A 20,174-nucleotide genomic window follows, 5' to 3' on the forward strand; every position below is an offset into this window, starting at 1 on the left:
AGCAGATGGCCAGCTTTTTGCTCAAGCGTTTGATTGCGATGATTGCTACGATTTTAACGATTACGACGTTAACGTTTATTTTAATGAAGGTCATCCCAGGATCGCCCTTCAATGAAGAACGAAATACAAACGAAACTGTCCAGCGAAACCTCGAAAGCTACTATCACTTAGACGAACCACTCTATGTTCAATATATGATCTATTTAAAATCCATCGTTACTTTTGATTTTGGTCCTTCCATTAAAAAGCCTTCTGAAAGTGTCAATGATTTATTGGCGAGAGGTTTTCCAGTCTCATTAGAACTTGGTCTTATCTCTATTTTGATTGCTGTCATCTCCGGCATCTTGCTCGGAATCATGGCTGCCCTCCGGCATAATGGCTTGATTGATTATATCGCCATGACGATTGCTGTTTTCGGTATATCCATACCAAACTTTATCTTTGCTACCTTATTAATTCAGCAGCTTGCTGTGAATGTAAAGCTCTTTCCTACAGCAATGTGGACAAGTCCAATGCATATGGTGCTTCCTACCATTGCACTGGCGGTAGGTCCAATGGCTATCATTGCCCGGTTAACGAGATCGAGCATGATAGAAGTGCTGTCGCAGGACTATATTCGAACTGCAAAAGCGAAAGGACTTTCCCCTTATAAAATTGTGTTTAAACATGCCCTGCGGAATGCGCTTTTACCTGTTGTCACGATCCTTGGCACGCTTGTCGCAAGTATTTTAACAGGCAGTTTTGTGATTGAAAAAATATTTGCGATCCCAGGAATGGGAAAATATTTTGTCGAGAGTATTAACAACCGTGACTATCCTGTCATCATGGGAACCACTGTTTTTTACAGCATCATCTTAATTACCCTTCTTTTCATTGTAGATGTGACATATCGTCTGCTTGATCCAAGGATCCAGCTGCATCAGAAAGGAGGAAAGGCATGAGTATACACCTTCAGCATGATCAAACGAATCAAGCGCATGAAGTGCCAGATGAATGGTTTGCTCCTAAAGAACAAAAGACATCTGAAGTCCATGCCATTAAAAGACCCTCACTTTCGTATTGGGCAGATACTTGGCGACGGTTAAAACAAAATAAACTCGCTATGTTTAGTTTATCGGTGCTGATTTTTCTTTTCGTCATGGCTGTATTAGGTCCACTCCTTGCACCGAATAGTGTGACAGAACAGCGGCTTTCCATGCAAAACTTGCCACCGTCAGCTGCTCACTGGTTTGGAACAGATGAACTTGGACGTGATGTGTTTACACGTACTTGGTACGGCGCACGCATTTCATTATTTGTGGGCGTGATGGCCGCTCTCATTGATTTTGCAATCGGTGTCATCTATGGCGGTATTGCAGGCTATAAAGGCGGGAAGTATGACCATGTCATGATGCGGATTGTCGAGGTGCTTTACGGTCTGCCGTATTTACTCGTCGTCATTTTATTGATGGTTCTGATGGGGCCTGGGCTTGTCACTATTATTGTGGCGCTCACTGTCACAGGATGGATCGGGATGGCAAGAATCGTGAGAGGTCAAGTCCTTCAGCTGAAAAGCCAAGAATATGTCCTTGCCTCGAAAACCTTTGGCGCAAAAAGTTTGCGCATCATCCGCAGAAATTTACTGCCGAATACGATGGGACCGATTATTGTCCAGATGACGCTGACTGTACCGACAGCGATATTTGCTGAAGCGTTCTTAAGTTTTCTTGGTTTAGGGATTCAAGCGCCGTTTGCAAGCTGGGGTGTGATGGCCAATGATGCCTTGCCGACAGTGCTGTCAGATAATGGTCACTGGTGGCGTTTATTCTTTCCGGCATTTTTTATTTCGCTGACGATGTTTTGCTTTAATAATTTAGGTGATGGCTTGCAAGATGCGCTTGATCCGAAGATGAAGAGGTGATGGCGTGATGAAAAAAATGCTTCGGATTATCGATCTGCATGTTAGCTTTCGGACATATGGCGGTTCTGTTCAAGCGGTACGCGGGGTGAATGTGGATGTGTATGAAAAAGAAACCCTCGCCATTGTCGGAGAATCAGGCTGCGGAAAAAGTGTGACGTCTCAAAGTATCATGCGGCTTCTCCCTGCATACAGCGCACAAGTCGATCAAGGGGAAATTTGGTTTCGTGATCGCAACTTGCTGTCATTATCTGAAAAAGACATGCGCAGCATACGTGGTGTCGATATCTCCATGATTTTTCAAGATCCTATGACGGCACTCAACCCGACGCTGACAATTGGAGATCAGCTGATGGAGGCTGCAAAAGTGCATCAGAAGCTGACAAAAAAAGAAGTGAAAGAAGAGGCGCTTCGTATGCTTGATTTGGTGGGGATTCCGCAGCCGAAAGAGAGGCTGAAGCAATATCCGCATCAATTCAGCGGTGGCATGAGGCAGCGGCTCATGATTGCAATGGCTCTTATTTGTGAGCCGAAGGTGCTGATTGCAGATGAACCGACAACTGCACTAGATGTCACCATACAGGCGCAGATTTTAGAACTATTTAAAGAGATTCAGAAAAAAACAGGTGTGACGATTATTTTAATCACACATGACCTAGGGGTCGTAGCACAAGTCGCTGATCGAGTGGCTGTCATGTACGGGGGGAAAATCGTTGAAGTTGGGACAAGGCGAGATATCTTTTACAGTCCACAGCATCCCTATACAAAAGGGCTACTGCAATCCGTTCCAAGGCTGGATATGAAAGATGAACTCATTCCTATTGAAGGAAGCCCGCCAGATTTATTTGCTCCGCCAAAAGGTTGTCCATACACCGATCGATGTCCGTCTGCGATGAAAGTGTGTGATCATATTATGCCGCATGAAACGCAGCGTTCACCTACACATGCAGTACATTGCTGGCTTCAAGATGAACGAGCGAAGCAAACGGTTTTATCTTCAACACAAAGGGGGAGTTTTTCATGAGAAAAACAGGTTGGATTCTCAGTATGTGCTTTATCACAGTGATGCTGCTTGCAGGATGTACAGCCAATGAGCAAGCAGGCAAAGGATCTTCAAGCAAGGGTGAAGAGAAAGTTTTAACATTAAATAACGAAAACGAACCGACATCATTTGATCCGCCCATTGGTTTTAATAATGTGTCCTGGCAAGGGCTCAATAACTTAATGGAAGGATTAACGAGACTGAATGAGAAGCACGAACCATCTGCAGCCATGGCGGAAAAATGGGACATCTCAAAGGACGGAAAAACGTACACGTTCCATTTAAGGGATGGGATTAAGTGGTCAAATGGTGATCCAGTCAAAGCAAGTGACTTTGAATATGCGTGGAAGCGGCTGCTAGATCCAAAGACGGGGTCTTCTGCGGCATTCTTAGCTTATATGATTGAAGGGGGCGAAGCGTTTAACAGCGGAAAAGGGAAGAAAGAAGATGTAAAAGTCAAGGCTGTTAATGATCAAACGCTAGAGGTCAAGCTAGCATACCCGCAGAAATCTTTCTTAAATATGACGGCAAACCCTGCCTTTTTTCCAGTGAATGAGAAGGTAGTGGAAAAGGACCCGAACTGGGCCAAGGATGCGAAAACCTTTGTCGGCAATGGACCGTTTAAGCTGACAGAGTGGAAGCATGATGAAAGCTTTACAATGGAAAAAAGTGACACGTATTGGGACAAACAAACGGTCAAGCTAGATCAAGTGAAATGGCTCATGATCAGTGATCGAAACACAGATTATCAAATGTATCAATCGGGAGATTTAGATACGGCCTTCGTTCCGGCAGAACAAAGTGAAGACTTGTTAAAAAGCAAAGATGTGCAAATTGAGGATCAAGCAGGGCTGTTTTTTTATCGTCTAAATGTCAACATGGAGCCTTTTCAAAATAAGAACATTCGCAAAGCCTTTCAAATGGCGATCAATCCACAGGATATTGTAGAGTATGTGACGAAAAATGAAGAGAAGCCAGCACGTGCCTTCGTTTCACCAGGAATTTTAGATTCAAAGGGTGAAGATTTCAGAGAAGCTGGTGGCGACCTTGTCAAACATGATACGAGTGAAGCTGTAAAACTATTAGAAAAAGGGTTGAAGGAAGAGAACTATTCAAAGCTGCCGCCCGTCACATTAACATATAGTACAAAGCCTGAAAATAAGAAAAAAGCAGAAGCCATTCAGCAGCAATTAAAAGAAGCGCTAGGGGTAGATGTGAAGCTTGCCAACATGGAAGCAAATGTGTTTGCAGAAGATCAAAAGGCACTCAAATTCCAATTCTCGCAAAGTTCATTTCTAGCTGACTATGCAGACCCAATCAATTTCTTAGAGAGCTTCCAAACAGGAAATGCGATGAACCGGACAGGTTGGTCAAATGATACGTATGATCAGCTGATCAAAAAGGCGAGTCAAGAAGCAGATGAACAAAAGAGAAATCGTATGTTGCATGATGCCGAGGCACTTCTGATGGAAGAAGCACCGATCATTCCCATTCATTTTTATAACCAAGTCTATTTACAAAAAGAAGGCGTAAAGGGCATTGTCCGTCATCCTGTTGGTTACATTGATTTGAAATGGGCACAGGTAGATGGAGAGTAAATGAAAAAATGAGAGAATGGGGCGCTTTGAAAAAAGCGTCTGTTCCTTTATTTGTTCATGTTATGAAGAAGATGCCCATAGATTGAAAGAAACGAAGAGAAAGAGGGGATTGGCATGAACCATCTGCCAGTGGCACTTCAAACAGGAGATACAGTGGGAATCATTGCACCAGCAAGCCCGCCAGATGAGCTGAAATTAGCAAGAGGTATTTCTTTTTTAGAAAGCTTAGGGCTAAAGGTGAAAAAGGGGAAGTATATCAACTCCCGGTATGGTTATTTAGCAGCTCATGATCATGAACGAGTGGAAGATATTCATCACATGTTTCAAGATCCAGACGTGAAGGCAGTGATTTGTGCTTGCGGAGGATACGGAACAGGAAGAATTGCAGAAGCCATTGATTATGACTTGATTCGCCGGAACCCAAAAATCTTTTGGGGATACAGTGATATTACGTTTTTACATACAGCCATTCAGCAGCAGACGGGTCTTGTCACCTTTCATGGTCCAATGCTCTCCTCTGATGTGGGACTTGAAGAGGTTCATCCGTATACAAAGGATACCTTTTTACAGCTATTCACTCCGAAAGCCTTTTCGTATACGAACCACCTGTCACCTCTTCACACTTTTTATCATGGCACGGCTTCAGGCGAAATCACCGGAGGAAATCTTGCCCTTATTGTCACGACACTTGGTACACCTTTTGAAATTGATACAAAGGGGAAGCTTTTATTGATAGAAGATATTGACGAAGAACCATATAAAATCGATCGAATGATGCAGCACTTAGCATCTGCAGGAAAATTACATGATGCGGCGGGATTTATCATTGGTGATTTTCATCAATGTGAGCCGAAAAAGAAAGAGCAGTCGTTAACGCTGGATCAGTTATGGGAGACGTATATTGTCCCGCAACAGAAACCTGCACTTGGCGGATTTCGGATCGGTCATTCCTCTCCAAACTTCGCCATTCCAATCGGCGTGCAGGCTACATTAGATGCTACAGGGAAAAAACTGCATATTTCCCCAGGTGTTGCAGCGAAAGAGGCGATTAAATGAAAATCGTAGATGTTCGCACATGCAGAACGAGTGTACCGCTAAAGAAGCCTTTCAAAACAGCATTAAGAACGGTGTATGACGCCGCATCTCTTATTGTGATCATCACCTATGATCAAGGTGATGTCAGCTATGGAGAGGCAGTGCCGACATCGGTCATTACAGGTGAAACACTGGAAAGCATCGACTATGCTATTTGCGCTGTGATGAGGCCGCTCTTGATTGGGGCCTCATTGTCACAATATGAACAAATCTTTTCAGCGATCGACCGTGTACTTGTAGGAAATACGAGTGCAAAGGCTGCAACAGATATGGCGATTTATGATGGTTTAGCGAAGCAGGCTGGCCTGCCGCTTTATCAATATCTTGGTGGTTATCGTGATCAGCTGGAAACGGATTACACGGTTAGTGTCAACCGTCCGCTAGAAATGGCAGAGGATGCGAAGCAATATGCAGCTGAAGGCTTTCGTACCTTAAAGATCAAAGTGGGAAAAGATGATATAGATACGGATATTCAGCGGATCAAACGGATTCGAGAAAAAGTCGGGCCGGATATTCAAATCAGGCTTGACGCCAACCAAGGCTGGACATGGAAGGAAGCGATTGTCGCCATTCGAAAAATGGAGGCACTTGATATTGAACTAGTCGAGCAGCCAGTGCCTAAAGAAGACATCGAGGGTCTGCGCCGGGTGACGGAAGCAACAGACACATTAATTATGGCAGATGAAAGTATTTTTAGCCTCCATGATGCCATCAAGGTGTTAGAAACGAGAAGTTGTGATCTCATCAACTTAAAATTAATGAAAACAGGCGGTATCAAAAAAGCGCTGAAAATCAATAGTTTAGCAGAAGCATACGGCGTCAAGTGCATGGTTGGCAGTATGATCGAATCAAAACTAGGGATTACCGCAGCCGCTCATCTTGCTGCAAGCCAACCGAATATTACCCGTTACGATTTTGATGCGCCGCTTATGCTAAAAGAGGACTTAATAGACGGAGGAATTATCTATCAAGGAAAAGATATTCTCTTTCCGCCGCATCATGGGTTAGGCATTCAAAGAGTGAAAGGGGTCTTATGATGTTATATGAATCAAAGGTTCCAGTCGCAAATATATGGACAGCACCGCAGTCGCCGAGAGAAATAGATCGACACGTTCTTCAAAGTTCCGTCCAGATCAAAGAATGGATTGATGAGCAAACATATGAACAGAAATTGGCCTTATGTGAAGAAAACCTTATTCAAACCCAAGTACTACTTGGCGAACGAGTCATTGGGCTGGAGGAAACAGATGGCTGGATGAAAGTTGTCATCCCGCAGCAGACAAGCCGGAAACACCCGCAAGGCTATCCAGGTTATATCCCTGTAGAGCAATTAAATGAAGTATCAGAGAGTGAACCACCTGCTAGTCCCTTGATTGTTTGTCAAAAAAAAGCGGTTTTATATCAAAACGGAACACCGGATATGGAGGTTAGTTTTTTAACAGAACTAGCACCTGTTGAAGAAATGAGCGATTCCTTTGATGTTCTGACTCCAGTAGGAAGAAGAGAAATCAAAAAAGAAGATGTGCGCCGTGCTTCATCACCTTCTTCTATGAGCGGTAAGGATGTCTTAGCTATAGGAAAACAATTTATTGGACTGTCATATTTGTGGGGCGGCATGAGCAGCTATGGCTACGACTGTTCGGGTTTTGTTTACAGCATGTACAAAGCGTGTGGATGTTTATTACCGAGAGACGCAAGTGACCAAGCAGTTCAAGGAACTCCAGTCGCATCAAACCATTTGGCGCCAGGTGATCTCATGTTTTTTGCCAATGACAATGGGAAGGGAGCAGTTCGCCATGTAGGGATGTATGCTGGAGATGGCATGATGCTTCACTCGCCTAAAACGGGCAGACAGATTGAACTTCTTTCTCTTTCTGGTACTTCATATGAACAGGAATGGGCAGGAACAAGGCGGTATTTGAAAGCTGAAAGGGGGAGATGTGATGGGAAGTGAACCACTTCTGCAAGTCAACAACTTAAAAAAGCATTTTCATCTATCGAAAGGAAGAACGTTAAAAGCATTAGATGGTGTCACCTTTCAGCTGAAACAAGGCGAAACCTTTGGTCTTGTTGGTGAGTCAGGCTGCGGTAAATCTACACTTGGAAAAGTACTCATGCGGCTTTATGACCCGACAGAAGGTGAAGCTTTGTATGAAGGGAAAAGTCTCCATCACTTATCGAACCGAGAATCATTTGATTTCAATAGGCAAATTCAAATGGTGTTTCAAGATCCGTATTCTTCTTTAAATCCTAGGCTCTCTGTAAAAGATATTATGCTAGAACCGATGGAGATCCACCAATTGTATGGCAGTCAAAAGAAAAGACTCGAGCGTGTGAAGGAACTGCTTGAAGCGGTGGGGCTAAGTCATGATTTTGCTACACGCTATCCTCACGAATTCAGCGGAGGTCAGAGGCAAAGAATAGGGATTGCTAGAGCACTCGCCTTATCGCCAAAGTTTATCGTGGCAGATGAGCCGATTTCTGCACTTGATGTATCCGTTCAAGCTCAAGTCGTGAATTTGCTGAAAAAACTGCAAAAAGAAGAAGGATTGACGTTTTTATTTATTGCCCATGATTTATCGATGGTTAAATATATTAGCGATCGAATCGGTGTCATGTACTTAGGACATCTCGTGGAGATGACCAGCAGTGATGCTTTATATAAAACACCGCTTCATCCATATACACAAGCATTGCTGTCTGCTATCCCGATTCCAGATCCTGATGTGGAAGATAAACGCAAGCGGTTTATTTTAAAGGGAGAAATTCCAAGTCCAGTGAATCCGCCAAGCGGCTGCGTATTTCGGACAAGATGTCCTGCTGCAATGGATGTATGTGCGGACAAAAAGCCAGTATTACAAGCAGTCGAAGAAGGACATGAAGTGGCTTGTCATTTATATGATAGGAAATAGATAGAGGGAAGAAGGTAAGCATTTAAAAAGCCAGCGAGTAGACAAGCTGGCTTTTTGGCTTTTATGAACGCCTAATAGGTAATGTACAGCATCTAAAAGAGCCGCCGGATTTAATGATTTCTGAAAAATCCACTTCAATGACGGTGTAGCCGCGGGCTGTTAATGCAGCATTTGTTTTTTGGTTGATTGGTAAGCTGATGACTTTTTTCTGACCAATGGACAACACATTTGGTCCAAGTGTGAACTGCTCTTGCTCACTTATTTCAATGAGATCATAATGCTTTTTGAGCATATGAAGATCCTTTTCCGTAAAAGCTTCAGGGTAAATCAAGATCTCATGATGAGAAAGAATATTCATCACACAATCAAGATGCAAAATGTGAGAAGGAAGATGAATAGGAATGATGTCGTGATTCGGCAGTTCTTTTTTGAGCTGCTGGATGGCGGCTAGATTTGTTCTTTTGCTAATCCCCACAAATACCCGGGTTTGGTCTACAAGCACATCGCCGCCTTCAATCGTTCCATCATCCAGCGTGATGGTTGTCCATCCTTTTGTCTGTGCCCATTCTTTTAAAGAATGTTCTTCTCCTTGTCTGACAGGGGCTGCCATGTTTGAAACAAATAAAGTTTGTCCAATTGTAAACCCAATATCCCGAGTGAAGACTTGTTCAGGGAAACGTTCATTTGCAGGAAGAAGGACAGGCCGGACATGATGGTTTTTCAGCGTTTGGATGAATTGCTTATGCTGCGTGAGGGCTTTGATTTGAGAAATATTTTCTCTTGCAAAATGCTTTTGGGTTTCATTGATGATCTGTTTAATTTCCATATAAATTGGACTGCATAAGAGGACTTCTTGTAAATCATCATATTCACTCATACATTGCGGCGTTTTATACACTTTCTCTGATTTCATAGAATCCATCAAAGGGCCTCCTTGTTTATCGATAGTTATATTATTCCTCCTTCTAGTAAATGTTGAAACATTTCCGAAAGAAAATCTCTCATGAGAGACTAAAGCAAAAAGTTTAGACAAACCTAATAGAATAGTGTTTAATAAAAGTCGTTCCGCATCAACGAAAACAGCAAGAAGGAGCTATGACGATGAGTGAAGAAAATTTCAAATACTGCAAGGAATCGAAAGTTGTGAAAACCAGCAGGGTATTCCCCCTCGATACGAATAACCACCAAACGTTATTTGGCGGGAAATTAATGAGTTATATAGATGACATTGCTTCCATCTCGGCAGCAAGACACAGCCGTAGTGAAACAGTCACCGCATCAATGGATTCAGTTGATTTTTTAGAGCCGATTGGACAGAAAGAGTCCGTCTGCTTAGAATCTTATGTGACATGGGTCGGCACATCTTCTATGGAAGTATTCGTCAAAGTCATTAAGGAAAACTTGATGTCTGGAGAGCGCAGACTCGCAGCAACTTCATTTCTTACCTTTGTCTCGCTTGATGAAAGCGGGAAGCCAAAACGAGTTCCACAAGTCATGCCGGAAACAGAGGAAGAAATCATGCTTCATCAAACAGCGAAGCAGCGGGCAGAGGAAAGAAAAAGCCGCCGGAAGCATAGTAAAGCTTTGGCTGACGCACTTGGGACGGATAAGCCTTGGGCCTAAAAATCACCCTTTAAGCGGTGATTTTTTTCTGAGTCGGTATCTTGCATGGCAAGATAGTGTGTGGTAAGATCAAACTATCTTGTCATGCAAGGTACTGAAAGCGGAGGATCGATGATGACACAATCAACACAAATGCTAAAAGGAATTTTAGAAGGATGCCTGCTGTCGATTATTTCTGAAGGTGAAATTTATGGCTATGAAATGACAAAGAAGCTTGCTCACTATGGGTTTGATCAAATTAGTGAAGGTAGTATTTATCCGATCTTGCTGCGCATGCAAAAAGAACAACTGGTTCATACGTCCACAAAAGCATCGGCGAGCGGGCCGAAAAGGAAATACTATACGCTCACACAAAGAGGCGAAGAAGCGCTGACGGATTTTACCATGCGATGGAATGAGCTGTCAGGGAATGTAGAGCGATTATTACATAAAGGGAAGTGAGAAGATGGTAACAAAAGAAACGAGACACATCTTATTAGAGCTGCAACTCTATCTCATATCAAAAGGGAAAAATCAGGACGAGATCGACGAGGTGATGGATGAATTAACAACACATGCTGTCGAAGCTGAGAAAGAAGGGAAAACAGGGGAAGATGTATTTGGCGGAGATCCACGGGGCTTTGCTGACGAGCTAGCAAAAGAGCTCTCTAGAAATCATAAAGACTGGGTTCCATTTGTCAGTGCTTTTTTAATTGGATCTCTTTTTTACATGATGTTAGCAGATGCCATCAGTCAAAGTTTATCATATTCTTGGTATGCACTCATTGGTTATCCGCTAATCATAGTGGCCAATGTGATCATGACCATTGTGATGTTTAGGGCTTCTGCCTTTCAAACAAGCAGGAGGGCATTCTTTTACTTTTGGATATTAGGTGTTTTTCAGATGACAGCCTTGATCACAGTGAAATTATTGGACCAAAAACTTGGTACTCCTTTACTTGTGCTGACCTCGAGCCAAAGATGGGGCGTCATTCTTCTGTTGCTACTGTGTATTGTCTTATTAAATGCCATTTTAAAAGCCAATATGGTGTCGCTCATTCCGGTGATCTTCTTTGGACCGCAACTCCTATTCGAATGGCTTGGATGGACATCACCTCTCATGCTTCTTTTCACAAGTCTGGTATCCATTGTGATTTTAGTCTTGCTCACAATCGCTTTTTTACAGAAAACAAACAAGAAAAATGAACATTTAATGTAGATAGAGCACATCACTTGCGATGTGCTTCAGCGTGTAGACAAACCCTCGCATTCTTTGTCAGTCCTGCGTGCCGGTGCTCACGAATGTCAAATTCGCTCCGCGCCAGTACTCGTCCTTCCTAGACTGCAAAGGTTTTCTATCACGCTGAAAAGAAGACAAAGGGCTAAAATCAAGTTCATTTTAGCCCTTTGTCAACAATCTGGAGCACATCACTTGCGATGTGCTTTTCTTTTTCTAAAAAAATGTAGATATGGGATCACATTTTTCTTTACAATGAGAAGAGGACAAAAATGAAAAGGGGTTCTGTGATTGGATATTGTATGGGGGTATGTACTCGTTTTTATATTGGCTGCTTTACCTTTCTTTGAAGTGGTTGGTGTCGTTCCGCTGGGGATTTTAAGTGGTCTGCATCCTGTGACAACGGCAGTTATTGGATTCGTCGGCAACTTTCTTACCGTCTTGCTACTCATCGTCTTCGTGGACCGATTTAAAGCGTGGTGGCTGAAGAGGAAAGAGGAGAAACATGATGAAAAAGGAGAGAAAAAACAGCTGAAAGCCAGAAAGGTTTGGGAACGGTACGGTCTCCCTGGTTTGGCACTTATCGGTCCTTTTATCATTGGCAGTCATTTAGCGGCTTTTATGTGTATGAGCTTCGGGACGAAAAGAAAACAAGTCACTGTGTGGATGACGGTCAGTTTAATCATGTGGACCGCATTAGCTGCTAGTTTAACGGGTGCGGGGTTCCATTACTTTGCCCCAGATTCAAATGGGTTGTTCGGAGATATTTTTAGCAAGTAAGCAGGGGGGATAAAAAATGGCACATCAAACACGGATCGTGCTCGAAACAGAGCGTCTCAGACTGAGAACAATGGATGAAGACGATGCGCCTTTTTTATATGAAAAGCTGTTCCAAGATGAAGAGGTCATGAAGTATTATCCTTCACTAAAGGATGAAAAGCAGACAAAAGAGTGGATTGCTTGGAATCAAAAGAATGACCGCACATTCCATACATCTCTGTGGATCATTGAAGAAAAAGAAACGAAAGAACCACTTGGACAAAGCGGAATTGTTCTCCAAAACGTCGAAGGACAAACAGAGCTTGAAATTGGCTATATGCTAAAGAGATCGGCATGGGGAAAAGGATATGCTGTTGAGGCTGCAAAAGGCTGTCTTGCGTATGGTTTTGACGAAATGAAGGTGAGACGAATGGTCAGCTTAATTCGCCCTGACAATGAAGCGTCAGTCAAGGTCGCAATGAAAATGGGGATGAAAAAAGAAAAAACCATTTCAAAATGGGATCAAATGATTGATGTTTACAGTGTTACTCGTGACGGAAAAAGCGGCTCGCTTGAATCATAAGGAGAGCCGCTTTTTCTTTTATAGACGCTGTTCTAACTGAAGTAAATATTTCTTTCGTTCGATTCCCCCGCCGTATCCGCCAAGTTCACCGCTTGTTTGAATGACTCGGTGACAAGGAATGATGATGGCCAACTGATTGGCACCATTTGCATTTCCAACTGCCCGAACCAAATGGGGATCGCCAAGCATGATGGCAAGATCTCTATACGATCTCGTTTCGCCTGGCGGAATCTGTAATAGATGATCCCATACCCTTTTCTGAAAAGGGGTGCCTTGTATAGCAAGTGGCACAGTAAACTGCGTGAGTTTCTTGTCAAAATATAAGGCCAATTCCTTTGCTAATTGCTGATGAACGTTTGTTTCTCCAACTAAAATACGGGCATGATGTTTTTTTCTGATGTTCTCAATTTCTCTTTCTAATCCTCGCCTGTCCATAAATTCAAGCAAATACACATGGGTTGCATCTGAAATGCTCATCATCCGCCCAATCGGAGTAGAAATAAAATTCGCATGCAAAATATTGACTTGCGCCTTTTTGGGTGGATTTCCCATGATTTTCGTAAAGGCATCATTGAAGGCACTGGAAGACTCATAACCGAAGGTGACTTGCTGATCAATGACTTTTTTTCCGTTCAGAATCTCTTTAAACGCTAGCCCCATTCGGCGTGATCTAGCATATTGAACAAAGGTCATTCCATAGATTTCTTTGAATTTTCTCCGAGCTGTTGCAGAGTGAATCCCTAATTGGCGAAAATCTTCTTCTTTCCACCGTTTCTCAGGGCTCTCTTCAACTGCTGATACAAGTGTTTTGACTTCTTCTGGAATGCTGTTAGGATATGTTAAAGGCGTGCATCGCTTACACGGCCGATACCCTGCAAGCAGCGCCTCCTCTGCTGTAAAGAAAAACTCGCAGTTCTCATATTTTGGTTTTCTAGCAGTGCACGTGGCATGGCAGAAGATGCCGGTTGTTTTAATACCAGCAAAAAACGTGCCGTCATATTGCGGATTCTTATCAACAAGTGCTTGATAAAATTCGTGTTTTTGTTCGTCGGTCATCATCATTTGAATCCACCTCTTGTTTTATTATATCAGTGATGTGGTCGTTCCTCTTTCTAACATTTAGTATACTTCGCTTTCATCCACTTTCTTTCGAAAAATGAACAAGTATATTTGAAGGGGAAAAGCAAAGTGGTAGACCGGCATATCAGGGTGTGATACACTTTTTCATACAGAATCGGCTGTATGCTAGATCTGATTATCATGAATTGGTTTTCTAGGGTTCCGTGCGGGCAGCGCAGTCTGGACCGAGAGAAAACACATAGGGTCTAGACAATAGACCGTATGGACACGGAGGGATAAAAGCCCGGGAGATTTGATCAAACGATCGATTTCCGGGCTTTTTTTATTGCTTGGAATCGGTAAGAAAGGAAGAGATCGAATGAAATGGGGAAATGTTTTGATTGCAGCCGTATTTGAAGTTGGCTGGGTAATGGGGTTGAAATATGCTGGCTCTATATTGGAATGGAGCGCAACCATCGTTTGTATTGTCGTCAGCTTTTATTTACTCCTAAAAGCCACGACGGTACTTCCAGTTGGCACACTTTACGCCGTTTTCACCGGACTTGGAACAGCCGGTACGGTTATAGTAGGGATGGTCATGGGTGAGCCGGTACAGCTAGTAAAATTACTTTTGATCATGGTGCTTTTAAGCGGTGTATTAGGACTCAAATTGACCACAGGTGAAAAGAAAGGGGAGGCTGAATCGTGAGCTGGCTTTTACTCATTGGAGCAGGCATCTTAGAAATGCTTTGTGTCACCATGATGAATCAATTCCAGAAAGATCGCCATGTCAAATGGATTTTCTTCATAGCAGCTGGATTTTCGCTTTCCTTTCTGATGCTGTCTCTTGCGATGAATACAATTCCGATGGGAACGGCGTATGCGATTTGGACAGGAATCGGAGCAGCTGGAGGAGCGATTGTTGGGATGTTGTTTTATGGTGAGTCGAAAGACGCAAAACGTATTTTCTTTATCGCACTCATTTTATCAGCAGCGGTCGGGTTAAAAATCATTGAATAAGAAAAGGCTGGCAAACATGAGCCAGCCTTTTTGCTACATCGAATGATGATTGGAATCGTTTTCATTTTTGCGGTAAAGCTGACTCACAAGCAGAAAACATACACCAAATGTAAGTAAAGGAATGAGTCTTTCTCCGGTCATAAATAGATAAATGCCCGTGATTAGACATACGATGCCGAGCCAAAAGCTCACTTTACCAAACAAAGTCATGCTTTTCATCTCCATCACTCCTTTTGTGATAAAAGGTCTATTCATATTATATCACGCCAGGTGCAGAATTGAATGAATATTCAATAAAAAATACGCCACTTAATTGCTTTTTCTGTTTCCAGTCCAGTATAATATTTCATTAGAATGAAAAACGTAAATGAGGTCATAAGACATGAGAACATTGATTACAGAGAAACTTGAATTACACAGACAAAAGCATGAGCAAAAAGGAAGGCTTTTAGTCAGCTGCCCGGATCAGCCTGGTATTGTGTCAGCTGTTTCTACTTTTTTATTTGAACATGGAGCAAACATCATTGAATCTAGTCAATACACAACAGATCATGAGAGCGGCCGGTTCTTTTTAAGAATTGAATTTGATTGGAAAGACATTTCTGCCAACTTAGATCAATTGAAAAGCAGTTTTGAGCCAATTGCGCAATCATTTCACATGACATGGAGCATGTCGCGTGCAAGTGATCTAAAAAAGCTGGCAATCTTTGTGTCCAAAGAGCTTCATTGTTTACATGAACTTTTATGGGAATGGCAAAGCGGTAATTTAATGGCTGAAATAGCGGTTGTCATCAGCAATCATGAAACGGCAAAAGATACAGTCGAAGCACTCGGCATTCCATTCCACTTCGTGAAAGCAAATAAAGACATTCGCCAAGATGCAGAAAAACAACAGCTTGCCTTATTAGAAGAATATGATATTGATGCGGTTGTGCTTGCTAGATACATGCAAATTTTGACGCCAGCCTTTATCGAACAGCACCCGAACAAAATCATTAATATTCATCATTCTTTCCTGCCAGCGTTTATCGGTGCAAACCCATACAAGCGGGCATACGAGCGGGGAGTCAAATTAATTGGCGCGACTTCCCATTATGTCACCAATGATTTAGACGAAGGGCCAATCATTGAACAGGATATTGAGCGGGTAGATCATAGAGATGATGCAGAGGCATTAAAAAATATTGGCCGCACGATTGAGCGCAGTGTGCTTGCCCGAGCTGTCAAATGGCATCTGGAAGATCGAATCATTGTCCATGAGAATAAAACGATTGTGTTTAATTGACCGCTTGACTTTTCTAAAGCAATTGGTGATAATATAAAAAAATTAACGAGCGTTGAGAAGGAATAGTAAGCAGGACCTGCTGTGTAAAGAGAGCAAATGACATGCTGAAACATTTGCCGCAGACAGCTGCTGAACCTACCCTTTGAGCCTTAGAGGAAAAATCTAAGCGCATGCCTGGCGTTACAGGAGTTGAGTGGAATAAGCAGACGTATGCTTATTCAATGAAGGTGGTACCACGGAAAATCCCTTTTTCGTCCTTTACATAAGGAGAAAAAGGGATTTTTTATGTGGTGAAAGGTATAGCGGAGGGAATCAATGATGAAAAAGCAAAGGATCGTCATAAAAATTGGTAGCAGTTCATTAACAGAGCAAAAGGGAGCCATTGATGAACAAAAAATGCAGGATCATGTCAAAGCCATTGCAAAGCTAAAAGAGGCAGGACATGAAATCATTCTCATTTCGTCAGGAGCCGTTGCGGCGGGATTTGGCAGTTTAGGATATCCGTCAAGACCTGTGACCTTAAAAGGGAAGCAGGCTGCTGCTGCCGTAGGTCAAGGCTTGTTAATGCAGAAATACACAGAACTATTTTCACAGTTTCAGATGACGCCTGCACAAATGCTTTTAACACGTAATGACTTTTCAGATCGTACAAGATATCGAAATGCTTACGCAACAATGATGGAACTGCTCGAAAGAAAAATTTTACCGATCATTAATGAAAATGACTCTGTGTCCATCGAGGAGCTTACCTTTGGTGATAATGACATGTTATCAGCACTGGTCAGTGGCTTAATTCATGCAGACCAATTGATCATTTTAACAGATATCAACGGAATTTATGATGCCAATCCAAGTGAGAATCCTGATGCGAAGCGGTTTGATGTGCTGACTCACATTTCAGATGAATTGTTCTCATATGCGAAAAGTACGGGTTCAAAGGTTGGAACAGGCGGGATGAAATCTAAGCTTTCAGCTGCACAAACAGCTCTCTCCCTTGGCGTTAAAGTCTTCATTGGTACAGGTGCAGGGGAAGACAAGCTTCTTCACATTCTCGCTGGTCAAGGGGACGGCACATATATTGGTGAACAAGACTTATCATCAGTCAATAACCGTCGCCAATGGATTCAATTCCACTCACCAGTCTCTGGAAAGATCATGATTGATGCGGGGGCAGAGGCGGCGATTTTGCATAATGGAAGGAGTCTTCTTCCAGCTGGTGTCATTGATGTAGCTGGTGAATTTTCTAAAGGAGAGGTCGTCGAAGTTGTTGGTCCAAACGGGTTAGTCGGTAAAGGGCAAACATTGTATGATTCAGATGAGCTTCTTGGCATTAAAGGGATGCGAAGTCAGGAGCTTTCTTATGAAAAACCTGAAGTCATTCACCGAGATCACTGGGTTCAGCACGTACAAAACTGAGGAGGGAAAACGATGAATGAAGTTCTAGAAAAAGCAAAAAAGGCAAGCGCAGCCAAAGATCAGTTGCTATTAAAAACGACTGAACAAAAGAATGCTGCATTAGACGCTATTGCAAAAGCATTAAAAGCATCTTCAGCTTATTTAATTGCCGAAAACCAAAAAGATGTTCAGGCGGCTATAGACAAAGAGTTCACGCCATCTGTGATCGACAGAATTACATTAACAGAAGAGAGAATTGAAGCGATTGCAGACGCTACGCATCAACTCATTCAGCTCAAAGACCCAATTGGTGAAACATTAGAGACCATTCAAAAAGAAAACGGGCTTCTCATTGAAAAAGTACGTGTGCCTCTTGGAACGGTTGGGATGATTTACGAAGCAAGACCAAACGTGACAGTCGATGCGGCCACTCTTTGCTTGAAAACTGGAAATGCTGTGATTCTTCGAGGAAGTTCATCGGCCATTCATAGTAATAAAGCGATTGTGAAAGTCATTCATGAAGCGCTGCAACCAACGGATATTCCCGTAGACAGTGTACAATTGATTGAAGATACAGGCCGTGAGACGGCTAAAACCCTGTTCACTTTAAATGACTATCTAGATGTCCTTATTCCACGCGGCGGGAAACATTTAATTGATCTTGTTGTGAGAGAGTCTACTGTTCCAGTACTTGAGACGGGTGCAGGGAATTGTCATATTTACATTGATGAAACAGCCCAAAAAGAAATGGCTGAACAAATTGTTCTGAATGCGAAAACACAAAGACCATCTGTTTGTAATGCCATTGAGAGCATTGTCATTCATGAAACATGGGCAAAAGAACATGGCGCTTCGCTTTTTGAAGCACTTCAGACACATGGTGTAGAAATACGGGGCGATGAAGCAGTATGTGCACTTGCACCTAGTGCCACATTAGCGACGACCACTGATTTTGAAACGGAATTTTTAGCGCCGATTGTCAGTATTAAAACCGTCAAGACCATGGAAGAGGCGATACAGCATATTCAAATGTATAGCTCTAAGCATTCTGAAGCGATCATTACGGAAAACGAGCAGCATGCGGCACTTTTCTTAACAGCCGTTGACGCTGCCGCTGTGTATCATAATGCATCTACCCGGTTTACAGATGGCTTTGAATTTGGCTACGGAGCGGAAATCGGCATTAGCACACAAAAATTGCATGCTAGAGGACCAATGGGTCTGCCAGCCCTAACCTCTGAAAAATTTGTCATTCGTGGTCAAGGACAAATAAGAGAATAACCCATCCAAAAAGAGAGTCTTATCGCACAAGGCTCTCTTTTTCCTTTCATTTTTGTATTTCTTCGGTCAAGTATGATAAAATATGGTAATGTTTTATATTTTGAGAAGATTGGAGAAGGCAACGTATGGCGAAAATCATTCCCTCTTCGGATATTGGAGTGAAAATCAACAAGTGGTATGAATTAATCCGCAGATTTGATTCAGAACAAGCAGAACAGTTAAAGCAGGAAATTCGCACCTCTCTTGATTCAATGGAAGAAGATCAGAATTTGCTTCTCTATTTTTCTTTAATGGAATTCAGGCATGAGGTCATGCTCGATTATTTAAAGCCATTAAAGGAAGGAAAGCTTCGCGCCAACTTTTCCGAGCTTTCGAAAGAAATAGATGAGCATCAAACGCATGTCACAGGCATGCTTGAATATTACTATCATTTCTTCAGAGGCATGTATGAGTTCGGCCGGAGAGAGTACATTGCTGCCATATCGTCCTATCAAAAGGCAGAGCACAAGCTTTCTTTTGTATCCGACGATATTGAACGTGCAGAATTTCATTTTAAAATGTCAGAAATATATTATCACATGAAACAAACACACATTTCGATGCACCATGCCAAACTAGCGCTGGATGTCTATATTCAGCACGAACTATATGCGCTTCGTACCATTCAGTGTGAATTTATTGTAGCCGGTAATTATGATGATATGAGAAGGCATGAAAAGGCATTGCCACATCTCGAAAGAGCACTTGCAAGATCAAGAGACTTTCAGAATGTGCGTTTTATTGCTTCTTCTTTGTTTAATATGGGCAACAGTTATTACAGAATGGGAGACTTGAACCGCGCACTCGACTTAATGAAAGAATCCATCTCATTATTTGATCAAAACCAATCTGATCATCTTCGTCGATCGATAGACCCTCTTTATACAGCCGCTCAGATCTTATACAAACAAGGTAAAAACGATGAAGCATTATATTACAGAGAAGAATGTATGAAACGAGCAGAAGCTCTGCAGGATGACATTCATATTCAGAAGACCATTTTTTTAGAAGCATTGTACTTACGACAAGATGCAGAGCATATTAAACGGATTTTCCATTTTTTAGAATCTTCCTATGCATATCCAGATATAGAAGAGCTGGCTTTAGACACCGCAAAGTATTATAATGAAATGGAGGATTATGAAAAATCTTCCATGTTCTATGGGGAAGCGGAACATGCTCGTATCTATATTCAGAGAGGGGATTGTTTATATGAATTTTAAAAAATGGGCAGTCGTCTGTACAAGCATCACGATCTTGGCATTATGGATCACATCACCTAATGCCGACCCCGATAACAGAAACCATACGCTAGAAAAACCGAATCCGCAGCATATCACGATCTGAAAAGCCCTTTTTAAAGGGCTTTT

At 42.4% G+C, this 20,174-nt stretch carries 23 protein-coding genes, 1 riboswitch and 1 other annotated feature; of the genes, 20 read left to right on the forward strand and 3 right to left on the reverse strand.

Annotated elements, in window-relative coordinates:
* The first annotated feature begins 5 nt into the window (after positions 1–5).
* The 8 genes from NSQ70_RS06260 (at position 6) to NSQ70_RS06295 (ending at position 8,544) form a co-directional block, all read left to right on the forward strand.
* Positions 6–941: an ABC transporter permease gene (locus NSQ70_RS06260; protein WP_008346233.1), complete on the forward strand. Its 936-nt coding sequence runs from the start codon at positions 6–8 to the stop codon at positions 939–941.
* Positions 938–1,900, forward strand: a complete 963-nt coding sequence (locus NSQ70_RS06265) for an ABC transporter permease (protein WP_024719611.1) — start codon at positions 938–940, stop codon at positions 1,898–1,900. The genes NSQ70_RS06260 and NSQ70_RS06265 overlap by 4 nt, the downstream gene beginning before the upstream one ends.
* Positions 1,901–1,907: 7 nt before the next feature.
* Positions 1,908–2,921, forward strand: coding sequence for an ABC transporter ATP-binding protein (locus NSQ70_RS06270; protein WP_007498841.1), 1,014 nt, complete (start codon positions 1,908–1,910; stop codon positions 2,919–2,921).
* Positions 2,918–4,537, forward strand: a complete 1,620-nt coding sequence (locus tag NSQ70_RS06275; protein WP_251210794.1) for a peptide ABC transporter substrate-binding protein — start codon at positions 2,918–2,920, stop codon at positions 4,535–4,537. Before NSQ70_RS06270 ends, NSQ70_RS06275 begins: the two co-directional genes overlap by 4 nt.
* A 114-nt stretch (positions 4,538–4,651) precedes the next feature.
* On the forward strand, positions 4,652–5,593 hold the full coding sequence (locus NSQ70_RS06280) for an LD-carboxypeptidase (protein ID WP_048002443.1): 942 nt from the start codon (positions 4,652–4,654) through the stop codon (positions 5,591–5,593).
* Entirely contained in the window at positions 5,590–6,669 is a 1,080-nt protein-coding gene (locus tag NSQ70_RS06285) for a dipeptide epimerase (protein ID WP_335357762.1), read from the forward strand. The genes NSQ70_RS06280 and NSQ70_RS06285 overlap by 4 nt, the downstream gene beginning before the upstream one ends.
* Entirely contained in the window at positions 6,669–7,586 is a 918-nt protein-coding gene (locus tag NSQ70_RS06290; protein ID WP_342502512.1) for an NlpC/P60 family protein, read from the forward strand. Before NSQ70_RS06285 ends, NSQ70_RS06290 begins: the two co-directional genes overlap by 1 nt.
* Positions 7,576–8,544, forward strand: coding sequence for an oligopeptide/dipeptide ABC transporter ATP-binding protein (locus NSQ70_RS06295; RefSeq protein WP_008346217.1), 969 nt, complete (start codon positions 7,576–7,578; stop codon positions 8,542–8,544). The genes NSQ70_RS06290 and NSQ70_RS06295 overlap by 11 nt, the downstream gene beginning before the upstream one ends.
* A gap of 61 nt (positions 8,545–8,605) precedes the next feature.
* Here the strand turns inward: NSQ70_RS06295 and NSQ70_RS06300 are convergent, their stop codons facing one another.
* Positions 8,606–9,466, reverse strand: coding sequence for a dimethylarginine dimethylaminohydrolase family protein (locus NSQ70_RS06300; protein ID WP_251210791.1), 861 nt, complete (start codon positions 9,464–9,466; stop codon positions 8,606–8,608).
* A gap of 179 nt (positions 9,467–9,645) precedes the next feature.
* On the opposite strand from NSQ70_RS06300, the gene NSQ70_RS06305 reads away from it, so the two are divergent.
* The 5 genes from NSQ70_RS06305 to NSQ70_RS06325 all read left to right on the forward strand — a co-directional run bounded on the left by NSQ70_RS06305 (position 9,646) and on the right by NSQ70_RS06325 (position 12,725).
* Positions 9,646–10,167: an acyl-CoA thioesterase gene (locus NSQ70_RS06305; RefSeq protein ID WP_135008979.1), complete on the forward strand. Its 522-nt coding sequence runs from the start codon at positions 9,646–9,648 to the stop codon at positions 10,165–10,167.
* Between the two features lie 114 nt (positions 10,168–10,281).
* Positions 10,282–10,608, forward strand: a complete 327-nt coding sequence (locus tag NSQ70_RS06310; protein ID WP_017367090.1) for a PadR family transcriptional regulator — start codon at positions 10,282–10,284, stop codon at positions 10,606–10,608.
* Positions 10,609–10,612: 4 nt separating this feature from the next.
* The gene (locus NSQ70_RS06315) at positions 10,613–11,365 is read left to right on the forward strand and encodes a hypothetical protein (protein WP_256689197.1); all 753 of its coding nucleotides are present in this window, start codon (positions 10,613–10,615) and stop codon (positions 11,363–11,365) included.
* 309 nt (positions 11,366–11,674) lie between these two features.
* Positions 11,675–12,163: a small multi-drug export protein gene (locus NSQ70_RS06320; RefSeq protein ID WP_007498817.1), complete on the forward strand. Its 489-nt coding sequence runs from the start codon at positions 11,675–11,677 to the stop codon at positions 12,161–12,163.
* Between the two features lie 16 nt (positions 12,164–12,179).
* Positions 12,180–12,725, forward strand: coding sequence for a GNAT family N-acetyltransferase (locus NSQ70_RS06325; RefSeq protein WP_039168722.1), 546 nt, complete (start codon positions 12,180–12,182; stop codon positions 12,723–12,725).
* Between the two features lie 18 nt (positions 12,726–12,743).
* Here NSQ70_RS06325 and NSQ70_RS06330 read toward each other — a convergent pair whose 3' ends face one another.
* A complete protein-coding gene (locus tag NSQ70_RS06330) occupies positions 12,744–13,787 on the reverse strand; it encodes a trifunctional transcriptional activator/DNA repair protein Ada/methylated-DNA--[protein]-cysteine S-methyltransferase (protein WP_144666454.1) in 1,044 nt (347 codons plus the stop codon).
* A gap of 200 nt (positions 13,788–13,987) precedes the next feature.
* A riboswitch (guanidine-I (ykkC/yxkD leader) is annotated at positions 13,988–14,097 on the forward strand.
* Between the two features lie 66 nt (positions 14,098–14,163).
* Between NSQ70_RS06330 and NSQ70_RS06335 the strand changes: the two genes are divergently transcribed.
* On the forward strand, positions 14,164–14,493 hold the full coding sequence (locus NSQ70_RS06335) for a multidrug efflux SMR transporter (RefSeq protein WP_024719620.1): 330 nt from the start codon (positions 14,164–14,166) through the stop codon (positions 14,491–14,493).
* Positions 14,490–14,804 (forward strand): multidrug efflux SMR transporter, encoded by a 315-nt coding sequence (locus NSQ70_RS06340; RefSeq protein ID WP_017367096.1) that lies wholly within the window; start codon positions 14,490–14,492, stop codon positions 14,802–14,804. Before NSQ70_RS06335 ends, NSQ70_RS06340 begins: the two co-directional genes overlap by 4 nt.
* Positions 14,805–14,837: 33 nt before the next feature.
* Here NSQ70_RS06340 and NSQ70_RS06345 read toward each other — a convergent pair whose 3' ends face one another.
* Complete coding sequence (locus NSQ70_RS06345) at positions 14,838–15,023, reverse strand: hypothetical protein (RefSeq protein ID WP_024719622.1); 186 nt, start codon at positions 15,021–15,023, stop codon at positions 14,838–14,840.
* 163 nt (positions 15,024–15,186) lie between these two features.
* Here NSQ70_RS06345 and purU point away from each other — a divergent pair, with 163 nt between their 5' ends.
* From purU to NSQ70_RS06370, 5 genes are all read left to right on the forward strand, one after another.
* Positions 15,187–16,089 (forward strand): formyltetrahydrofolate deformylase, encoded by a 903-nt coding sequence (purU, locus tag NSQ70_RS06350; RefSeq protein ID WP_007498809.1) that lies wholly within the window; start codon positions 15,187–15,189, stop codon positions 16,087–16,089.
* 43 nt (positions 16,090–16,132) lie between these two features.
* Positions 16,133–16,351: a binding site (T-box leader), on the forward strand.
* A gap of 56 nt (positions 16,352–16,407) precedes the next feature.
* Entirely contained in the window at positions 16,408–17,505 is a 1,098-nt protein-coding gene (proB, locus tag NSQ70_RS06355) for a glutamate 5-kinase (protein WP_156060684.1), read from the forward strand.
* Between the two features lie 12 nt (positions 17,506–17,517).
* Positions 17,518–18,765 (forward strand): glutamate-5-semialdehyde dehydrogenase, encoded by a 1,248-nt coding sequence (locus NSQ70_RS06360; protein WP_041092333.1) that lies wholly within the window; start codon positions 17,518–17,520, stop codon positions 18,763–18,765.
* 125 nt (positions 18,766–18,890) lie between these two features.
* A complete protein-coding gene (locus tag NSQ70_RS06365) occupies positions 18,891–20,027 on the forward strand; it encodes a Rap family tetratricopeptide repeat protein (RefSeq protein ID WP_024719625.1) in 1,137 nt (378 codons plus the stop codon).
* On the forward strand, positions 20,017–20,151 hold the full coding sequence (locus tag NSQ70_RS06370) for a hypothetical protein (RefSeq protein WP_008346190.1): 135 nt from the start codon (positions 20,017–20,019) through the stop codon (positions 20,149–20,151). The genes NSQ70_RS06365 and NSQ70_RS06370 overlap by 11 nt, the downstream gene beginning before the upstream one ends.
* Positions 20,152–20,174: the final 23 nt, after the last annotated feature.

Source organism: Bacillus sp. FSL R5-0397 (genome assembly GCF_038593395.1).
Taxonomy (GTDB): Bacteria; Bacillota; Bacilli; order Bacillales; family Bacillaceae; genus Bacillus; species Bacillus altitudinis.

Excerpts from the sequence above, each read along its gene's own strand:
- NSQ70_RS06360 (WP_041092333.1), top strand. The coding sequence starts at position 17,518 with ATGAATGAAGTTCTAGAAAAAGCAAAAAAGGCAAGCGCAGCCAAAGAT.
- NSQ70_RS06295 (WP_008346217.1), top strand. The coding sequence starts at position 7,576 with ATGGGAAGTGAACCACTTCTGCAAGTCAACAACTTAAAAAAGCATTTT.
- NSQ70_RS06305 (WP_135008979.1), top strand. The coding sequence starts at position 9,646 with ATGAGTGAAGAAAATTTCAAATACTGCAAGGAATCGAAAGTTGTGAAA.
- proB (WP_156060684.1), top strand. The coding sequence starts at position 16,408 with ATGAAAAAGCAAAGGATCGTCATAAAAATTGGTAGCAGTTCATTAACA.
- NSQ70_RS06290 (WP_342502512.1), top strand. The coding sequence starts at position 6,669 with ATGTTATATGAATCAAAGGTTCCAGTCGCAAATATATGGACAGCACCG.
- NSQ70_RS06310 (WP_017367090.1), top strand. The coding sequence starts at position 10,282 with ATGACACAATCAACACAAATGCTAAAAGGAATTTTAGAAGGATGCCTG.
- NSQ70_RS06300 (WP_251210791.1), bottom strand. The coding sequence starts at position 9,466 with ATGGATTCTATGAAATCAGAGAAAGTGTATAAAACGCCGCAATGTATG.
- NSQ70_RS06330 (WP_144666454.1), bottom strand. The coding sequence starts at position 13,787 with ATGATGATGACCGACGAACAAAAACACGAATTTTATCAAGCACTTGTT.
- NSQ70_RS06275 (WP_251210794.1), top strand. The coding sequence starts at position 2,918 with ATGAGAAAAACAGGTTGGATTCTCAGTATGTGCTTTATCACAGTGATG.
- NSQ70_RS06325 (WP_039168722.1), top strand. The coding sequence starts at position 12,180 with ATGGCACATCAAACACGGATCGTGCTCGAAACAGAGCGTCTCAGACTG.
- NSQ70_RS06365 (WP_024719625.1), top strand. The coding sequence starts at position 18,891 with ATGGCGAAAATCATTCCCTCTTCGGATATTGGAGTGAAAATCAACAAG.
- NSQ70_RS06270 (WP_007498841.1), top strand. The coding sequence starts at position 1,908 with ATGAAAAAAATGCTTCGGATTATCGATCTGCATGTTAGCTTTCGGACA.
- NSQ70_RS06265 (WP_024719611.1), top strand. The coding sequence starts at position 938 with ATGAGTATACACCTTCAGCATGATCAAACGAATCAAGCGCATGAAGTG.
- NSQ70_RS06280 (WP_048002443.1), top strand. The coding sequence starts at position 4,652 with ATGAACCATCTGCCAGTGGCACTTCAAACAGGAGATACAGTGGGAATC.
- NSQ70_RS06315 (WP_256689197.1), top strand. The coding sequence starts at position 10,613 with ATGGTAACAAAAGAAACGAGACACATCTTATTAGAGCTGCAACTCTAT.
- NSQ70_RS06285 (WP_335357762.1), top strand. The coding sequence starts at position 5,590 with ATGAAAATCGTAGATGTTCGCACATGCAGAACGAGTGTACCGCTAAAG.
- NSQ70_RS06335 (WP_024719620.1), top strand. The coding sequence starts at position 14,164 with ATGAAATGGGGAAATGTTTTGATTGCAGCCGTATTTGAAGTTGGCTGG.
- NSQ70_RS06345 (WP_024719622.1), bottom strand. The coding sequence starts at position 15,023 with ATGAAAAGCATGACTTTGTTTGGTAAAGTGAGCTTTTGGCTCGGCATC.
- purU (WP_007498809.1), top strand. The coding sequence starts at position 15,187 with ATGAGAACATTGATTACAGAGAAACTTGAATTACACAGACAAAAGCAT.
- NSQ70_RS06260 (WP_008346233.1), top strand. The coding sequence starts at position 6 with ATGGCCAGCTTTTTGCTCAAGCGTTTGATTGCGATGATTGCTACGATT.
- NSQ70_RS06370 (WP_008346190.1), top strand. The coding sequence starts at position 20,017 with ATGAATTTTAAAAAATGGGCAGTCGTCTGTACAAGCATCACGATCTTG.